13 protein-coding genes are annotated in these 18,292 nt (G+C 60.3%); 4 read left to right on the plus strand and 9 right to left on the minus strand.

The annotated features are described in order from the left end of the window. Window positions 1–166: 166 nt before the first annotated feature. Window positions 167–1,858, minus strand: coding sequence for a response regulator (locus tag GTP23_RS11740; RefSeq protein WP_371866914.1), 1,692 nt, complete (start codon window positions 1,856–1,858; stop codon window positions 167–169). A 328-nt stretch (window positions 1,859–2,186) separates the two neighbouring features. On the opposite strand from GTP23_RS11740, the gene purL reads away from it, so the two are divergent. Next, window positions 2,187–6,236, plus strand: coding sequence for a phosphoribosylformylglycinamidine synthase (gene purL, locus GTP23_RS11745; RefSeq protein WP_161035284.1), 4,050 nt, complete (start codon window positions 2,187–2,189; stop codon window positions 6,234–6,236). A 54-nt stretch (window positions 6,237–6,290) separates the two neighbouring features. On the opposite strand, the gene GTP23_RS11750 is transcribed toward purL, so the two are convergent. From GTP23_RS11750 to GTP23_RS11780, 7 genes are all read right to left on the minus strand, one after another. After that, window positions 6,291–6,950, minus strand: a complete 660-nt coding sequence (locus GTP23_RS11750) for a DNA alkylation repair protein (RefSeq protein ID WP_161035285.1) — start codon at window positions 6,948–6,950, stop codon at window positions 6,291–6,293. Between the two features lie 63 nt (window positions 6,951–7,013). Continuing rightward, the gene (locus tag GTP23_RS11755; protein WP_161035286.1) at window positions 7,014–7,790 is read right to left on the minus strand and encodes a peptidylprolyl isomerase; all 777 of its coding nucleotides are present in this window, start codon (window positions 7,788–7,790) and stop codon (window positions 7,014–7,016) included. A 99-nt stretch (window positions 7,791–7,889) separates the two neighbouring features. Further along, the gene (locus tag GTP23_RS11760; RefSeq protein WP_155435958.1) at window positions 7,890–8,669 is read right to left on the minus strand and encodes a peptidylprolyl isomerase; all 780 of its coding nucleotides are present in this window, start codon (window positions 8,667–8,669) and stop codon (window positions 7,890–7,892) included. Between the two features lie 120 nt (window positions 8,670–8,789). Continuing rightward, window positions 8,790–9,062, minus strand: a complete 273-nt coding sequence (locus tag GTP23_RS11765; protein ID WP_155435959.1) for a BolA family protein — start codon at window positions 9,060–9,062, stop codon at window positions 8,790–8,792. Beyond that, entirely contained in the window at window positions 9,059–9,688 is a 630-nt protein-coding gene (locus GTP23_RS11770) for a septation protein A (protein WP_161035287.1), read from the minus strand. The genes GTP23_RS11765 and GTP23_RS11770 overlap by 4 nt, the downstream gene beginning before the upstream one ends. Before the next feature lie 10 nt (window positions 9,689–9,698). After that, window positions 9,699–10,094, minus strand: coding sequence for a peptide-methionine (R)-S-oxide reductase MsrB (msrB, locus tag GTP23_RS11775; protein WP_161035288.1), 396 nt, complete (start codon window positions 10,092–10,094; stop codon window positions 9,699–9,701). 28 nt (window positions 10,095–10,122) lie between these two features. Continuing rightward, complete coding sequence (locus GTP23_RS11780; protein WP_161035289.1) at window positions 10,123–11,592, minus strand: protein adenylyltransferase SelO; 1,470 nt, start codon at window positions 11,590–11,592, stop codon at window positions 10,123–10,125. Between the two features lie 155 nt (window positions 11,593–11,747). Here GTP23_RS11780 and GTP23_RS11785 point away from each other — a divergent pair, with 155 nt between their 5' ends. The 3 genes from GTP23_RS11785 to GTP23_RS11795 all read left to right on the plus strand — a co-directional run bounded on the left by GTP23_RS11785 (window position 11,748) and on the right by GTP23_RS11795 (window position 16,482). After that, the gene (locus GTP23_RS11785; protein ID WP_161035290.1) at window positions 11,748–13,400 is read left to right on the plus strand and encodes a 3-(methylthio)propionyl-CoA ligase; all 1,653 of its coding nucleotides are present in this window, start codon (window positions 11,748–11,750) and stop codon (window positions 13,398–13,400) included. A 63-nt stretch (window positions 13,401–13,463) separates the two neighbouring features. Next, complete coding sequence (locus tag GTP23_RS11790) at window positions 13,464–14,258, plus strand: PEP-CTERM sorting domain-containing protein (protein WP_202412147.1); 795 nt, start codon at window positions 13,464–13,466, stop codon at window positions 14,256–14,258. 136 nt (window positions 14,259–14,394) lie between these two features. Further along, window positions 14,395–16,482: a 3-hydroxyacyl-CoA dehydrogenase NAD-binding domain-containing protein gene (locus tag GTP23_RS11795; RefSeq protein WP_161035291.1), complete on the plus strand. Its 2,088-nt coding sequence runs from the start codon at window positions 14,395–14,397 to the stop codon at window positions 16,480–16,482. 54 nt (window positions 16,483–16,536) lie between these two features. On the opposite strand, the gene GTP23_RS11800 is transcribed toward GTP23_RS11795, so the two are convergent. Beyond that, window positions 16,537–18,246 (minus strand): MFS transporter, encoded by a 1,710-nt coding sequence (locus tag GTP23_RS11800; RefSeq protein ID WP_161035292.1) that lies wholly within the window; start codon window positions 18,244–18,246, stop codon window positions 16,537–16,539. Between the last annotated feature and the right edge of the window lie 46 nt (window positions 18,247–18,292).

An 18,292-nucleotide genomic window follows, 5' to 3' on the forward strand; every position in this document is an offset into this window, starting at 1 on the left:
CGGTACCGTCTGGCGGTACCCGGCGGCGCCGGCTTGCTGCTGCAGAGTAGCGCGCGTACAGTCATGGCTTCACTTAATGACACTAGCGGAGAAGACTGTGCGTACGCTTACCCGATTATTGCGCGCCGGCGCCCAGACCCATGCTGCCATCCAGTCGGCGGCGGCTTTATGCGCTCTGTACTTTATCTCGTGGTACCTGATCGCCTACTGGTCTAACATCCCCGGCACGCTGATGCTCTGATTCCACCAGCGCAGCTATCCCGTATTTACGCTGGGTGTGGGCAAACTGGGCTTCCAGCTGGGCCAGTGCAGCGTGATGGGGATCGAGCAGGCGCATGCGCCCCAGCAGGGTGGCGCAGTGCTTGCCTAGCTGGGCTTCCCAGCCCAGATCATCGAGCTGCTTGAGGATGGCCGAGGTAGCGGCCAGCGCCAGCGACATATTGGCCGGCGCCTTGCGCAGACCGGCATTGAGCGTATCGACTGCCGCACGCAGATCGCCCTGGCTGCGCTGTTCGGAAGCGTGCTCTATCAGTTCTTCCACCTGATGCTTGATTTCCTTACTCATGCCTTCGGCCAGATCATGGCGGCCGGCTTTCTCGAACACCTGCACCGCATCATCCATGGACACGCCGCTGTCCGTGTCGTTCATCAGGTTGAGCATCAGCTCGGAGGCTTGCGCATCCAGCTCGGCATTCAGACAGCTATGTACCACGCCCACTTTCAGCTCTGTCGACAGGCCGCGGCTGACGGCGATCGCGCTGACGGCGTTACTAAATTCTGTGGCTGCGCCTTTGCGGTTGCCCGTCATCTCGTGCAGCATGCCGGCCGCCACGGCGCGGCAGGCATCCACATTGGCGCTGCTGCGTAGCGAACGTTCCATATCGCGGATCACGCCGCTGATCTGGCCCGTGTCGCCCTTGGCCACCAGCGTCCTGACCAGCTTGACGTGATCTTCCGGATCGCGGAATTCCGAATACTTGGCTTTGGCCACCACCTGTTTGAAGGCTTTCTCGGCGGCCACCACGTCGCCTGTCTCCAGCGCCACTTCGCCCAGATGGCGCAGCCGTCCCACCAGATTGGGCGAAATAGCTACCGCGTCTTCAAGGATTTTCTTGGCCGTTTCCTGCGCACCCAGCGCTTCGTGGGTGCGTGCCAGCAGGTCGTAGGCGGCCATGAATTTGGGATAGGCGGACAGCAGGCCCTCCAGCGTGGCGCAGGCGTCGGCATATTTCTCCTGCGCGAACTGGCAGCGTGCTACGCCCATTTGCGCCCAGGCGATGGCGCGATTGATGACGATGATCTGATACACCAGTTCCGCTTCGGCGTATTCGCCTTTGCTCATCAGCAGTTCCGCCCGCAGGCGGGCGAAATCGGTGGCATAGGCCGGGTTGGCCGCCTCGCGGCTGCGGCATTCTTCGATGGCTTTGCCGATATTGCCCGCTTCGGCCAGCTGGTGCACAGGCAGAAATACGGCGCGACGGGTAATGGCGCGGCGCATACGCTGCTGCAGCATATCCACCGTGAACGGCTTGAGGACGTAGTCGGTGGGAGTGAGTTCGGCCGCCCCGATAACCTTGCTGTACACGCCTTCCGAAGTCAGCATGATGAAGATGCTCGAGGGCGGTAGTAATTTATGGGCGCGCAAGTCTTCCAGCAGCTGCTGGCCATCCTGGCCATTCTGCTCGCCACTGCCATTGCCCAGGTCGTACTCGCAGAGCACGATATCGAACGGTTTCTTCGCCAGTTGCCGGATAGCAGTACCAGAACTGACCGCGTAATCGATCTTGGTGATGCCGGCCTGGGCGAGCATATTGTGCAGGTTGCCGCGCATGCCCGGATTAGGGTCCACGATCAACACTGACAAATCACTATTTTCGGCCATCTTAGCGCATTAAGTTAATGTTGAATCTAGCATACTCTAAGGCAACCTAAAATGTTACCAAAACACGCTGAAAGCGCCATTTTTGGTCAATATTTGGGCCGTAGAAGGTGGAAAATGTTGCTTTGAAAGCAGTTTTTGTCTGTTGTGGCGCTGTATAGACAGCGTGGTAAAGGGTATAATGCGCGCAAAGGAATTCTGCCACTCAGGTAGTAAGACATCCGTAGTAAGACATAAGTAGCAATCGTGTCCTCATGCCTCATCGCCCTTTAATCCGCAGCCTTGCTGCATCAACCATCTTCCAACCATGTTGATTCTGCCGGGCTCCAATGCCCTGTCCGCATTCCGTAGCCAACGCCTGTTGACCCAACTGCAAGCTGTGCTGCCTGCCATTGCCGCCGTTCAGGCGCGCTTCGTTCACTTTATCGATGCCTCCGCGCCCCTGTCCGACGACGACAGCCGCCGCCTCGGCGCACTGCTGACCTACGGTGAGCCTGCCCATCCGGACAACACGGAAGGCGCTGTCGAGGAATTCTTCGTGATTCCCCGTCTGGGCACCATTTCGCCATGGGCCTCGAAAGCGACCGATATCGTGCACAACTGCGGCATGGCCCATGTGAAGCGGGTAGAGCGGGGGATTGCCTACCGTATCAACCTCAAGGCCGGCATACTGGGCAGCAGCATAGGCGCGACCAAGCACTTGAACGCCGAACAGGCCCAGGCCGTGTCAGCTTTGCTGCACGACCGCATGACGGAATCCGTGCTGCGCCATCCGGATGAAGCAGCGGGCCTGTTCCGCACGCTGGAAGCGCGTCCGCTGGAAACCGTGGACGTGATCGGCGCCGGCAAGGCCGCGCTGGAAAAAGCCAACACCGACCTCGGTCTGGCCATGTCGGACGATGAAATCGAGTATCTGGACGCCGCCTTCACCAAAGCGGGCCGCAACCCGACCGACGTGGAGCTGATGATGTTCGCGCAGGCGAACAGTGAGCACTGCCGCCACAAGATCTTCAACGCCGACTGGACCATCGACGGCGTAGCCCAGCCCAAATCGCTGTTCGGCATGATCAAGAACACCCACCAGCTGCAGCCTAAGGGCACCGTGGTAGCGTATAGCGACAACTCCTCCATCATGGAAGGCGCGGAAGTGATGCGCTTCTTCCCGCAGGGCGAAGCGCACCAGTACGCGCCCGTGACGGAACTGACCCACACGCTGATGAAGGTGGAAACCCACAATCACCCGACCGCGATTTCGCCATTCCCGGGCGCCTCTACCGGTGCCGGCGGCGAGATCCGCGACGAAGGTGCAACGGGCCGTGGCGCCAAGCCGAAAGCTGGCCTGACCGGTTTCACCGTATCGAATCTGATGCTGCCGGGTGCCGTGCAGGCATGGGAAAACGATGCCAGCGTGACCGGTGCCGTGGCCGATTACCGCGACAGCGGCAAAGCCTACGGCAAGCCTGACCGCATCGCTTCGGCACTGCAGATCATGATCGAAGGCCCGCTCGGTGGCGCCGCCTTCAGCAATGAATTCGGTCGTCCGGTACTGGGCGGCTACTTCCGTACCTATGAACAGAACATCGGCAAGCAGTTCGCCGGCGCGCACGACACCGTGATGGGCTACCATAAGCCGATCATGATTGCCGGTGGTATCGGCAATATCTCGGCGCAGCACACCCACAAGAACGATATCCCGGTCGGTAGCCTGCTGGTGCAGCTGGGCGGCCCGGGCATGCGCATCGGTATGGGCGGTTCGGCTGCTTCGTCGATGGCGACCGGCACCAATACGGCTGATCTGGACTTCGACTCGGTACAGCGCGGCAATCCGGAAATGGAACGCCGCGCCCAGGAAGTGATCAACAGCTGCTGGCAGCTGGGGCCTAAGAACCCTATCATCTCCATCCACGACGTGGGCGCCGGTGGTCTGTCGAATGCCTTCCCTGAAATCACCAACGACGCCAAGCGTGGCGCCATCTTCGATCTGCGCAAGATTCCGCTGGAAGAAAGCGGCATGGCACCGAAAGAGATCTGGTCGAACGAATCGCAGGAACGCTATGTACTGGCGATCGCTCCGGAAAATCTGGAATTGTTTAAAGGTCTGTGCGAGCGCGAGCGCTGCCTGTTCGCCGTGGTCGGCACGGCCACCGAAGAACGCCAGCTCAAGCTGATCGATCCCGAACTGGGCAACTCGCCGGTCGATATGCCGATGGAAGTCCTGCTAGGCAAACCGCCGAAGATGCAGCGCGATGTACACCATGTGCAGAACGATTTCCCTGCCATCGACCTGACCGGCATGGATCTGGAAGAAGTGGCCAAGCGCGTGCTGCTGCTGCCTACCGTGGGCGACAAATCCTTCCTGATCACCATCGGTGACCGTAGCGTGGGCGGCATGTCCGTGCGCGACCAGATGGTCGGTCCATGGCAGGTGCCGGTGGCTGATTGCGCTGTGACGGCCATGAGCTTCGAAGGCTACCAGGGCGAAGCGATGGCCATGGGCGAGCGTACCCCGCTGGCCGTGATCGACGCTGCTGCTTCGGGCCGTATGGCCGTGGCAGAAGCCGTGACCAATATCGCTGCCGCACCGATTAACGATATCTCCGACATCAAGCTGTCGGCCAACTGGATGGCTGCCTGCGGCCAGCCCGGCCAGGATGCGGCGCTGTATGACACGGTGAAAGCTGTGGGTATGGAACTGTGCCCGGCACTGGGCATCTCCATCCCGGTTGGTAAAGATTCGCTGTCGATGCGCACCACCTGGAAAGACGAAGGCGAGAGCAAGGCCGTGACTTCGCCGGTATCGCTGATCGTGTCCTCGTTTGCGCCTGTCTACGACGTACGCAAGTCGCTGACCCCGCAGATCCGCACCGACCTCGGTGATACTTCCATCATCCTGATCGATCTGGGCCGCGGCAAAAACCGTATGGGTGCTTCGGCGCTGTCGCTGGTGATGGGCCAGCTGGGCAATGAAACGCCGGACGTGGATAGCCCGGAAGACCTGAAAGGCTTCTTCGCCGCCATCCAGCAACTGAACAAGGAAGACAAGCTGCTGGCCTACCACGACCGTTCGGATGGTGGCCTGTACGGCACGCTGACGGAAATGGCGTTCGCTGGCCGTGCCGGCCTGTCGATCAATCTCGACATCCTGACGCTGGATCAGGGCCATGGTGCCGATCAGGGCGACGCCAAGAACTGGGCTGGCCAGATCGCCGAGCGCCGCAACGAGCAGACCCTGCGCGCGCTGTTCTCGGAAGAACTGGGTGCGGTAATTCAGGTACGCGCCGAAGAGAAGTCGCTGGTGATGGATGTACTGCGCAGCTACAACCTCGGTGCCTGCAGCCACATCATCGGTAAGCCGAATGACCGCGGTGTGATCGAATTCACGCGCGATGCCAAGACCATCTACGCACAGCCACGTTCGGCGCTGCACCGTCTGTGGAGCGAGACCAGCTGGCGTATCGCCCGCCTGCGCGACAATCCGGCCTGCGCCGATGCCGAATACGACCGTCTGCTGGACGAAACCGATCCGGGCATGACCCCGCGTATCACTTTCGATCTGAGCGAGAACGTGGCCGCGCCATTCCTCGCTACCGGCGTGCGTCCACTCGTGGCTATCCTGCGCGAGCAGGGCGTCAACTCGCATATCGAAACGGCTTACGTGATGCATCAGGCAGGCTTCACTGCTGTCGACGTGCACATGAGCGACCTGATTGCTGGCCGCGTCAAGCTCGATGACTTCCAGGGCATTATCGCTGTCGGTGGTTTCTCCTACGGCGACGTGCTCGGTGCAGGCGAAGGCTGGGCCAAGACCATCCTGTTCAACAACGCACTGTCCGACCAGTTCGCGCGCTTCTTTGCCCGTACCGACAGCTTCGGCCTGGGCGTGTGCAACGGCTGCCAGATGATGAGCAATCTGAAGTCCATCATTCCGGGCGCTCACGCGTGGCCTAAGTTCACCACCAACAAGTCGGAGAAGTTCGAAGCCCGCTTCGCCATGGTGGAAGTGCTGGATTCGCCGTCTATCTTCTTCAGCGGCATGGCTGGCACCCAGACGGCCATCGCCATCGCCCACGGCGAAGGCTATGCGGACTTCAGCCAGACCGGCGACATCGCTCAGGCCGTGGCCGCCATGCGTTACATCGACAACCGTGGCGCGGCGACGGAAGCCTATCCGTACAACCCTAACGGTTCGCCACAGGGTCTGACTTCGGTGACCACGGCTGATGGCCGCTTCACCGTGATGATGCCGCACGCCGAACGCGTATTCCGCACCGTGCAGCAATCGTGGCATCCGGACGCATGGGGCGAGGATTCGCCGTGGATGCGCATGTTCCGTAACGCCCGCAAGTTCGTCGGCTAAGCCGCGAGATTGCAAAAAGGCCGGCAGATGCCGGCCTTTTTTTCGTCCGCCTGCTTACAGGTGCTTGCGCGCTTCGCGATAACTGAGTGGCGCCAGCTGCTGCTGGTGTTCGCTGGTGAATCGGTGCACCGCCTGCGGGTCGTGGCGCGCATAGTCGCGCAGGGCCCAGCCTATGGCTTTCTGGATGAAGAATTCCTGCTCGTGGGCGCACTGCAGCGCATAGCGGAACAGCCGTTCGCAGTCGGTTCTGCCACGCCAGCCCAGCTGGTGCAGCAGGGCGATGCGGCGCACCCACAAGTTCTGATGGGCGATGGCGTCATCCATGCCCGCATGCTGGTAGCGCAGCACGTCGCCGATCACGCCGGCCAGCCCGTCCACGCTATCCCACCACGAACGCTGCTGCACCAGCTGCAGCAGGGCGGGCAGGTGGCTGTCATCGAGCTGCTTCCAGTGCAGCGCCAGCAGATCGATGGCGACGTACTGGAATTCTCGTTCCGGCTGCTGCCACAAGGCGCCTGCCAGTTCCAGCAGCGCTGATGCAGGCTGGCCTTTCAGCGTTGCCAGCACGGGTTTGCAGGCGGCTCGCCGCTGCGGCGTACGCACGCCGAGAAATTCGAACTGGTCGCGCATATAGGCGCGCATGGCTGGTGCATGTTCAGCTTCCGCTGCAGCGAGCAGGGTGGTGCGAAGGGTGATCAGCGTATCGGTCGTCATGGCGTTTGAGCAGGCAATAAAAAAGCGCCCCGTGAGGCGCTTTGGTTTTACCGTATAAACGGTTTACTGGATTTTGGCTTTGGCCATCAGCTCTTCACGCAGTGCGGCGATTTTACGCTGCTGCATGGCTTCGTTGATCTGGCCTTTGACTTCTTCGAACGATGGCAGTTTGACTGCGCGCGATTCTTCCATCTTGATCACGTGGAAACCGAATTCGGTTTTCACCGGGGTCTGGGTGATTTCGCCGTTTTTCAGAGCGACCATGGCATCAGCGAAAGGCTTGACCAGTTTGCCCGGGGTCATCCAGCCCAGATCGCCGCCGTTGTTAGCCGAACCGTCTTTCGATACTTTGGCCAGTTCTTCGAACTTGCCACCGCTCTTCAGCTTGGCGATGATGTCCTTGGCTTCCTGCTCGGTGCCCACCAGGATGTGACGCGAGTGGTATTCTTTTTCGCCCATGGCAGCTTTGTACTTGTCGTACTCGGCCTTCATGTCGGCATCCTTGACGGGATTCTTTTTCAGGTAATCGGCCAGCATGGCGTTGATGATGATGCTCTGACGGGCATTTTCGATGGCGGCCTTGACTTCAGCCTTGGTGCCGAAACCTTGCTTGTCCGCTTCCTGGATCAGCACTTCGCGGCCGATCAGGTCTTTCTTGATCATTTCGCGCAGCTGCGGACTGTCTGGCTGCTGGCCCTGGGCCACCACCTGTTTGACCACCTGATCTACCTTGGACGCTGGAATGGCTTTGCCATTCACGGTCGCTATGTTTTGCGCGAAGACTGGCGCTGCAGCAACAGCGATCAGGGCTAACATCATGCGGGTTGGCTTCAACATCATTATTAAATCCTATAAAAAAACAAGAAATCGCACTCGGCGGTGCATGGTACCAACGCTAAATCAAAAACGGCGCCCCGCAGGGCGCCGCCTAGTGCAACATTACTGCACTTTTGCTTTCTTGACCAGTTCTTCCTGATAGGCTTGAACTTTCTTCTGTGCCAGCGCTTCAGCAACCTGTGGTTTGACTTCTTCCAGGGTAGGCAGTTTGGCAGCGCGGATGTCGTCCACTTTGATCACGTGGAAGCCGTTAGGCGTCTGTACTGGCTTCTCGGTAACCTGGCCTTTTTGCAGCGCTACGAAAGCGGCCGAGAAGGCAGGCGGGAAGGCTGCTGGCACTGCCCAGTCCAGATCGCCGCCGTTGGCAGCCGAACCGGTGTCTTTCGAGTTCTTGGCCAGTTCTTCGAACTTGGCGCCGCCTTTGATCTTGGCGATCACGTCATTGGCTTCCGCTTCGGTGGCCATCATGATGTGGCGTACATGGTATTCCTTGTCGCCGTTCTGGGCCACGAAGCGGTCGTATTCCGCCTTGATGTCGGCATCGGTAACCGGATTTTTCTTAATATAGTCGCCCACCAGTGCGTTGATGATGATGGCCTGACGGGCATTTTCCACTTGTGCTTTGACTGCGGCGTCCTTGGCGAAACCCTGTTTTTCCGCTTCCTGCATCAGCACTTCGCGGCCGATCAGGTCTTTCTTGATCAGTTCGCGCAGCTGTGGCGAATCTGGCTGCTGGCCTTGTGCAACAACTTGCTTGACCACGGCGTCCACGCGCGAGGTCGGGATAGCTTTGCCATTAACAACGGCAACGTTCTGTGCGAAAGCAGGTACGGCGATAACGGCGAGAAGTGCAATCAGCAACTTGGCTGGCTTGAAAGTCATTATTTATTCCTGTAAGGGGAAAGATTAAGCGGAGTGCTAGGCAGGGAGTTGGATCAGCTATTTGTTGTTCTGTTCAATTATTTTGCAACGAATAGGACAGCGCCCATACCTCGCGTTACATCATACTTCGGACGGTGCCAATGCAGTAATGGCTAATGCATGTATTTCTTTATGCATCATATCGTGCACAGAATCATACACGAGTCGATGTCTTGTGACGAGTTTGAGCCCCTCAAATTGTAACGAAACAATTCTGACGTTGTAATGGCCACCGCCGGAGGCTGCGCCGGCATGGCCGGCGTGCAGGGCGGAATCGTCTTCCAGCACCAGTTCCTGCGGCTGCAGGGCCGCTTGCATGCGGCTGCGCATGCGTTCGAGTCGGGTATCGCTCATACCTGATCCTTTATGTGGCGCGACAGATAGATGGTCTGTGCCACGATGAACACAAACATGATGGCCGTAGAGCCGAAAGCCTTGAAGCTGACCCACGCGCTGGTATCGCCTTTGAACAGGACGAAAGCCAGATACCAGTTGAGGAAGCCCATTGCAGTGAAGAAACAAATCCATGCCAGATTCAGGCGCGACCAGATCAGGTCCGGCAGTTCGACGATTTCTTCCATGGACTTGCGCATCAGGTTTTTCTTGAACACCAGCTCGCTCACCAGCAGGCCGGAAGCGAAGAACCAGTAGACGATGCTGAGTTTCCATTTGATGAAGTCTTCATCATGCAGATAGATGGTCAGACCGCCGAAGAAGATGAACATGGCCAGCGAGAACCACAGCACGAAATCGACCTTGCGGCCCTGCAGTTTGATATAGCCGATCTGGGCCATGGTGGCGAGTATGCCGACCAGCGTGGCGATCACGATGGGAGCCTGATCGGGCGTGACGGAGCCGCCCGACACGATGCCGCTCAGATAGGTGTTAATAAAGTGCTGGGCCGCCTCGGCATTCCATCCCGATAATTTGTATGCTGCGAAAAACAGTATCAGGGGAATCAGATCGAACAGGAATTTCATGGTGTCTCGGTTATTGTGGGTCGAAGCGTAAGGAAGCAGAGTTAATACAGTAGCGCAAACCGGTAGGCGGCGGGCCATCCGGGAAAACATGGCCCAGATGGGCGTCGCACACGGCGCACAGGATTTCGGTGCGCAGCATACCATGGGAACGGTCGACTTTTTCGATCACATGGCGCGGATCGATGGCTTCGAAATAGCTGGGCCAGCCGCAGCCGGAATCGAATTTGGCGTCGGAACGGAACAGCGGCGTGTCGCAGCAGACGCAGGTGTACACGCCGGCAGCGTGGTGATCCCAGAATTTGCCTGTGAAAGCGCGTTCCGTTGCGGCGTGGCGGGTGACCTGATACTCCATAGGTTCTAGCATGGCACGCCATTCGGCGTCGGTACGGATGACTTTATCTTGCATGGCTTATCACTCGCTTAAAAGTGGGGTGCTAGGATGAGCAGCTTACCTCAAGATGGCTGGCCCAGTCGGGTGGCAATGCGGCATACGCCGCATGTTCCGGTTGTTCGTCGTACGGGTGGCGTAAAACTGACAGCAGGCGGTGAATTTCGCTGAAATCCTTATTCTGCGCCTTTTCAATGGCTACTTGCGCCAGATAGTTACGCAGCACGTATTTCGGGTTGACACGGTTCATGGCCGCAGCGCGCTGGCCATCGTCAGCTGCTTCGTGCTGCAGGCGGGCGCGGTATTGCGCGGCCCAGCGATCGAACGCCTCCCTGTCGATGAACAGATCGCGCACGGCGCTGTCGCCGCTGGCGTCGCCCCGTTTTAGCTGGGACAGGTGGCGGAAGAACAGGGTGAAATCGACGGCATTGGCTTCCATCACACCAAACATGGCATCGAACAGGCTGCGGTCTGCTTCGGCCTGTTCGGGCAGCTGGCTCAGTCCCAGTTTGGCATGCAGCAGCCGCTCCATCTCTGCGCCGAACACGGGCTGGTAACGGTCCAGCGCCGCTTGCGCCAGTGCCACGTCGTCGATCAGCGGCATTAGCGCCTGCCCCAGCGCGTAGCAGTTCCAGTGGCCGATCTCGGGCTGGTTGGCATAGCTGTAGCGGCCGTGCTGGTCGGTGTGGTTGCAGATATGGCCGGGATCGAAGCTTTCCATGAAGCCGAACGGGCCGTAGTCCAGCGTCAGGCCGAGGATGGACATATTGTCGGTATTCATCACGCCATGCATGAAGCCCACGCTTTGCCATTGCGCCATCAGGCGCGCCGTGCGCTCGGTGACTTCCTGCAGCAGGGCCGCGTAAGGCTGTTCCTGCTCCAGCAGGGCGGGGAAGAAGCGCGCGAGCACGTAATCGGCCAGTATTTTCAGCTGTTCCGGCTGCTTGCGGTAGTACCAGTGCTCGAACGAGCCGAAACGTACAAAGCTGGGCGCCATGCGCACCACCACGGCGGCCGTTTCCACGGTCTCGCGCATCACGCCGTGATCGGAGCCGGTCAGCGCCAGCGCGCGCGAAGTCGGTATGCCCAGCGCCGCCATGGCTTCCGAGCAGAGAAATTCGCGGATGGACGAGCGCAGTACGGCGCGGCCGTCGCCCATGCGCGAGTAGGGCGTCTGGCCCGCGCCTTTCCACTGCAGTTCCATGGGGCCGGCAGCCGTGGTGACATCCCCGAGCAGGATGGCGCGACCATCCCCGAGCTGGCCCGCCCACACGCCGAACTGGTGGCCCGAATACACGGCGGCCAGCGGCGTGGCGCCCTGTGGCACGGCATTGCCTATCCATACCTCCAGCCCTTCAGCGGCCTGCGCAGCGTTCAGGCCTATCAGCTCGGCGGCCTGGTCGCTGACGGCCACCAGATAGGGCGCGGGCAGCGGAGTAGGCATCAGCCGGGTATAGAAGGCTGGCGGCAGGGCAGCGTAGGAGTTGTCCAGCGTATGGTCCAGCGGCAGAGGCATGGCAGTTGATTTCCTGTTCGGTAGCGTGGCAGATTGCAGCGTGCGCGATTCTACCGTGTTTGCTGCTGCTGCGTTGCAGCATCGAAAACCATTGACGGTGTAGCTGCCGGCAAACCACACTCGTTCATCATTTACCAATGTTTTCGGAGATAGCCATGTACCCTCAGAGTCCTGTCATGGGCCAGATGATGAACCAGCCCCTGATCGTTTCCAGCATCCTCGAATTTGCTGCGCGCCATTACGGCAGCAGCGAAATCGTGTCACGCCGGGTCGAGGGGGATATCCACCGCTATACCTTCCGCGACTGCCATCAGCGCGCCAGGCGGCTGGCCAATGCACTGCATGCGCTGGGCGTGCGCATGGGCGAGCGGGTCGCGACGCTGGCGTGGAATGGTTACCGCCATCTCGAGGCGTATTACGCCGTATCCGGCTCGGGCGCCGTGCTGCACACGATGAACCCCCGTTTGCATCCGGAACAGCTGGCCTACATCTGCAACCATGCGGAAGACCAGTACCTGATGTTCGATTTCTGCTTCCTGCCGCTGGTGGAAGCATTTGCGCCCCATTGCAGCACGATCAAGGGCTACATCCTGATGGGTGGCAAGGAGCGTATGCCGGCCCACACGGCGATCCCGAATCTGCTGTGCTACGAAGACCTGATCAATGCCCATTCGGACGATTACCAGTGGCCCCAGTTCGACGAGAACTCGGCCTGCACGCTGTGCTACACCTCGGGCACCACGGGCAACCCGAAAGGCGTGCTGTATTCGCACCGCTCCACCGTGCTGCACGCCTACGCGTCGGCGCTGCCGAACGTGCTGAACGTGTCCTCGCGCGACACGGTGATGCCGGTGGTGCCCATGTTCCATGTGAATGCCTGGGGGCTGCCGTATTCCGTACCCCTGTCCGGTGCCAAGATGGTGTTCCCCGGTGGTGCGCTCGATGGCAAATCCGTCTACGAACTGATGGAAAGCGAAGGCGTGACTTTCTCGGCCGGCGTGCCGACCGTCTGGCTGGGGCTGATCAATTATGCGACCGAACATGGCCTGAAGTTCTCCACTTTCCGCCGTACCGTGATCGGCGGTTCGGCCTGTCCGCCGGCCATGATGAATACCCTGATCGACGAATACGGGGTGGAAGTCATCCATGGCTGGGGCATGACGGAAATGTCGCCACTGGGGACCACGGGCGGGCTGCTGAGCAAGCATCTGGCCATGAGTCGCGCAGAACAGCGCAAAATCCTGCAGAAACAGGGCCATGCCATCTACGGCGTGGATATGAAGATTGTCGACGACGATGGCAAGGAACTGCCGTGGGATGGCGTCAGCTATGGCCATCTGATGGTGCGCGGCCCGTGGATAGTGGCGCGCTATTTCAAGGACGAGGGTGGCGAGGTGCTGGAAGATGGCTGGTTCCCCACCGGCGATGTGTCCACCATCGATGCCGATGGCTTCATGCAGATTACCGACCGCAGCAAGGACGTCATCAAGTCCGGCGGCGAGTGGATAGGCACTATCGACCTCGAGAACATCGCCATGTCGCACCCGGCGGTCATGCAGGCCGCCTGCATCGGTGTGGCCCATCCGAAGTGGGATGAGCGCCCGCTGCTGGTGGTAGTGCTGCGCCCCGGCCAGACGCTGGACCGCGACAGCCTGCTGGCCCACTTCGAGGGCAAGGTGGCGAAATGGTGGCTGCCGGACGATGTGGTGTTCGCCGAGCACCTGCCCGTAGGCGGCACTGGCAAGATTCAGAAGAACCGTTTGCGCGAACAGTACCGCAGCCATCTGCTGGGCGAGGCGGCTACCTGAACTCGACCGGCAGCCTGCAATAGGTTATCATTTCATTATTCAAAGTTTATTTTTAATATCATTATGAAGAATGTACTGATGGCCGCGGCCCTGAGCTCCGCCCTCTGTTCGGCCCAGGCTGCTACGGTCAGTTTCGAGCTGGATCCACTGAAATCGAATGTGAGCATGGCCAGTCTGCTGCCTAGCAACTTCACCTTCACGGCAGCCACCCTGACCGTGCAGGTGCAGGCCGCCGGCTTCGAGCTCAGCGCCCCGGCGCTGGGCGGCTACCAGCTGGCCAATGAAACCCATGGTTCCACGCCATGCCCCGCAGGCGGCAGCTATCTGTTCTGCGAAGGGGTGGTGCGGAGCTATGTGCGCGAACAGGTGCGCGAATATGTACCCACTAGCCAGTCGGCCCGTCTGACCGTGGGCAGCGCCTCGGTGGCCGGCAACAACAACGGTGCGCCGCTGACGCTGATTAACAAAGTGGCGGGTAATTACGCAGAAGATAGTTCGTCGAGTGCTGCACAGGATGTGGTATTCGGCTACAACTTCGATTCCAACGGCGTCGCCACACCTATCTACCAGTATCTGCTGACCACCTCCAACTATGCCACCCAGGACTATCTGCTGCAGTATGACCGTCAGCGCCTGACGCTGCAGGTGCAGCTCGATAGTGCCACGCTGGCCAGCCTGAATAGCCAGAAAGGCTTTAGCTACGGGCTGCAAGGCTCCTTGGTGTGGGACCCCGCATCGGCCCAGCTGCAATACGAAGGCTATGCAGCAGCTGTGCCGGAACCGGCCTCCGCCATGCTGTTGCTGGGTGGTCTGGGCGTACTGGGCATCGCCGCCCGCCGCCGCCGTCCGCAAGCCTGAGGCAGCGCCCGCTGCGCTTTGGTGGCCGGCCGCCGCGCTGGCCACCTGACTTCCGTCAGTAAAAATAATAATACGACCGTTCTTTTATGCGGTATAGTGGCATGGACTCCATGCACCAACACTATAAGGAAGAGACATGACTGCTGAATATCAGGTTCACGGCGCAGTAGCCGTCATTACGCTGAACAATCCTCCCGTCAACGGCCTTGGCCTGGCAACCCGTACGGCTGCGGTGCAGGGAATACAGCAGGCGCTGGCCGATGCAGCAGTCAAGGCCATCGTCATCACCGGCGCCGGCAAAGCCTTCTCGGGCGGCGCCGATATCAAGGAATTCAATTCGCCCAAGGCACTGGCCGAGCCCAGCCTGCATACCCTGATCGCCACGGTGGAAAACTCGACCAAGCCGGTGGTAGCGGCCATCCACACGGTCTGCATGGGCGGCGGGCTGGAACTGGCACTGGGCTGCCACTACCGCGTGGCGCTGCCGGGCGCCCAGATTGCGCTGCCGGAAGTGAAGCTGGGCCTGCTGCCCGGTGCCGGCGGCACCCAGCGTCTGCCACGCGTGCTGGGGCTGGAGATGGCCCTGAACATGATCGTCTCCGGCACCCCGGTGGCGTCGGAAAAGCTGGCCGGCACGGCCCTGTTCGATGCGGTCTACGAGGCCGGTTCCGATCTGCTGGCGCAAGCCATCGCCTTTGCCGATAAAGTGGCCGATGCGCGTCCGCTGCCGAAAGTGCGCGAGCGCAAGGTCGACTATCCGAATCATGAAGCTTTCCTGCAATTCTCGCGCAATACCGTCAAAGCCATGGCCGGTCCTTTCCCTGCGCCGCTCGAGTGCGTCGAAACGGTGGCCGCTTCCGTCACCCGCAAATTCGAAGATGGCCTGAAATTCGAGCGCGAGCGTTTCCTGCATCTGATGCAGACCACTGAATCGAAAGCCCTGCGTCACGCCTTCTTCGCCGAGCGCGTGGCCAGCAAGGTGCCCGATGTGCCGGCCGATACGCCGGTGCGCAGCATCAAGCAGGCGGCCGTGATCGGCGCCGGCACCATGGGCGGTGGCATTGCCATGAACTTCCTCAACGCAGGCATTCCGGTGGTACTGCTGGAAACCCGGCAGGAAGCGCTGGACAAGGGCATGGCCACCATCCGCAAGAATTACGACAACACGGTGAAAAAGGGCAAGCTGACGGCCGAGAAGCTGGAGCAGCGCATGGCTCTGCTGACGGGCACGCTGGCTTATGCCGATATCGCCCAGGCCGACATCGTGGTGGAAGCCGTGTTCGAAGACATGGGCGTCAAGGAAACCGTGTTCCGTCAGCTCGATAGCGTGATGAAGCCGGGTGCCATTCTGGCCTCCAACACCTCCACGCTGGACCTGAACCGCATCGCCAGCTTCACCAGCCGTCCGCAGGACGTGATCGGCCTGCATTTCTTCAGCCCGGCCAACGTAATGAAGCTGCTGGAAATCGTGCGCGGCGCCCAGACCGGCAAGGATGTGCTGGCGACGGCGCTGGCGCTGGCGAAAAAACTCAAGAAGACCGGCGTGGTGTCCGGTGTGTGCGACGGCTTTATCGGCAACCGCATGATAGAGCAGTACAGCCGTCAGGCCGGTTTCCTGCTGGACGAAGGTGCGCTGCCCGAGCAGGTCGATCAGGCCATCGAGAAGTTCGGCTTTGCCATGGGGCCTTTCCGTATGGGCGATCTGGCCGGTAACGATATCGGCTGGGCGATCCGCAAGCGCCGCGCCATCGAGAGCCCCGAGATCACTTATTCGCGCAGCGCCGACCTGCTGTGCGAAATGGGCCGTTTCGGCCAGAAGACGGGCGGCGGCTGGTATGACTATAAGGCGGGCGACCGCAAAGCCTATCCGAACGAGCAGGTGAATGCGATGATCGTTCAGCACTCGGCCCAGCTAGGCATTACCCGGCGCCAGATCAGCGACCAGGAAATCGTCGAACGTCTGGTGTACTCCATGGTCAATGAAGCGGCCCATATTCTGGAAGAGGGCATTGCCCTGCGGGCTTCCGATATCGATATGGTCTACCTGACCGGTTATGGTTTCCCGCTGTTCCGCGGCGGCCCGATGTTCTATGCCGATACGGTGGGGCTGGCGAATGTACTGGCAGCCATGGCGCAGTATGCGCGCGGCTATCAGGGCAGTGCATGGCAGCCGGCGCCGCTGCTGGTCAAACTGGCGGGCGAAGGCAAGGGCTTTAACAGCTAAGCTGGAACCTTGCTGCTGGGCGGCTGATCTCGGTCGCGCCAGCGCTTTGCCGTATTAGTCTTCAAGGCCGCCCTGTGCGGCCTTGTGTTTTGCGCCGGCGCCACGCGTCTCGCGCAGGAACAGTGTACCGACCACGGCCGTCAGCAAGGCGATGGCAATCGGATACCACAGGCCGTAGTAGATATCGCCCTTGTAGGCCACCAGTGCAAACGACACCGTTGGTAGCAGGCCGCCGAACCAGCCATTGCCCAGATGGTAGGGCAGCGACATGGCCGTGTAGCGTATGCGGGTGGGGAACATCTCTACCAGCATGGCGGCGATGGGGCCGTACACCATGGTCACATACAGCACCAGTACAAACAGGATGGCCACCACCATGGGCTTGTGGATCTGGCCTTCATCGGCCCGGCTAGGGTAGCCGGCCGCCTTGATGCTCACCGCCAGTGCCTTCTTGAGCTGGGTTTCCGCCAGTTTGCTGGGCTGATCGAAATCGACCCCGCTGGCTGTCATGCTGGCGTTGAAGGCTTCCAGTTCAGTCGTGCCGATACGGATGCGGGCGATGCTGCCGGCCGGCGCATCCTCATGGGCATAGGCCACCGAAGCGTTCGATAACAGGCTGGCGGCGATATCGCAGGATGAAGGATAGCGGATGGTGTTGCTGGGGCTGAACTGGAAATGGCAGGAAGCCGGATCGGCGATCAGTGTGACGGGCGCTTTTTCCAGCGCTGCCTCGAGCGCAGGGTTGCCGTAATGGGTGAGGGCGCCGAACAGGGGGAAATAGGTGGCGGCGGCCAGCACGCAGCCGCTGAGGATGATCCATTTGCGCCCGTAACGGTCCGACAGTTTGCCGAACACTACGAAAAATGGTGTGGCCAGTGCCAGCGACATGGCGCTCATCAGATTGGCCGTGGCGCCATCGATCTTCAGCGTCTGGGTCATGAAGAACAAGGCATAGAACTGGCCCGTGTACCACACGGCGGCCTGGCCCATGGTCAGCCCGAACAGGGCGATGATGGCCAGGCGCAGATTGGACCAGCGGCCGAAGGCTTCCTGTATCGGCGCGCTGGAACCACGGCCTTCCGCCTTCATGCGCGCGAACATGGGGGATTCGCCCATGGACATGCGTATCCATACGGAGATCCCCAGCAGGATCACGGAAACCAGGAAAGGCACGCGCCAGCCCCAGTGGGCAAACTCGGCTTCGCCCGTGGCCATGCGTGTGCCTAGTATTACCAGCAGGGAAAGCAGCAGGCCCAGCGTGGCGGTAGTCTGTATCCACGAGGTGAACAGGCCGCGCTTGCCGTCCGGCGCATGTTCGGCCACATAGGTCGCCGCGCCACCATATTCGCCGCCCAGTGCCAGCCCTTGCAGCACACGCAGGATGACCAGACTGATGGGCGCCGCAATGCCGATGGCGTGATAGGCCGGCAGCAGGCCGACCAGAAAAGTCGAGCCGCCCATGATAAAAATGGTGATCAGAAAAGTGTGCTTGCGGCCCACCAGATCGCCCAGACGGCCAAACACCAGCGCGCCGAACGGGCGCACCAGAAAGCCGGCGGCAAAAGCCAGCAGGGCGAAGATGAAGCTGGTCGCGCTATCGCTGACAAAGAACTGTTTGGCGATAATCGGCGCCAGCGCACCATACAGATAGAAGTCGTACCATTCGAATACGGTGCCGAGCGACGATCCGATGATGACCTTGCGTTCCTGCGCAGTTAACGGCGGTGATGGATGCTGTGGGCGTACTGCAGCGCCTCGCACCATGTTGGTCTCCTGAGTCTTTTATTGTTATGGCTGGAAAGATTGCTAG

Source organism: Duganella fentianensis (assembly GCF_009857835.1).
Classification (GTDB): Bacteria; Pseudomonadota; Gammaproteobacteria; order Burkholderiales; family Burkholderiaceae_D; genus Rugamonas; species Rugamonas fentianensis.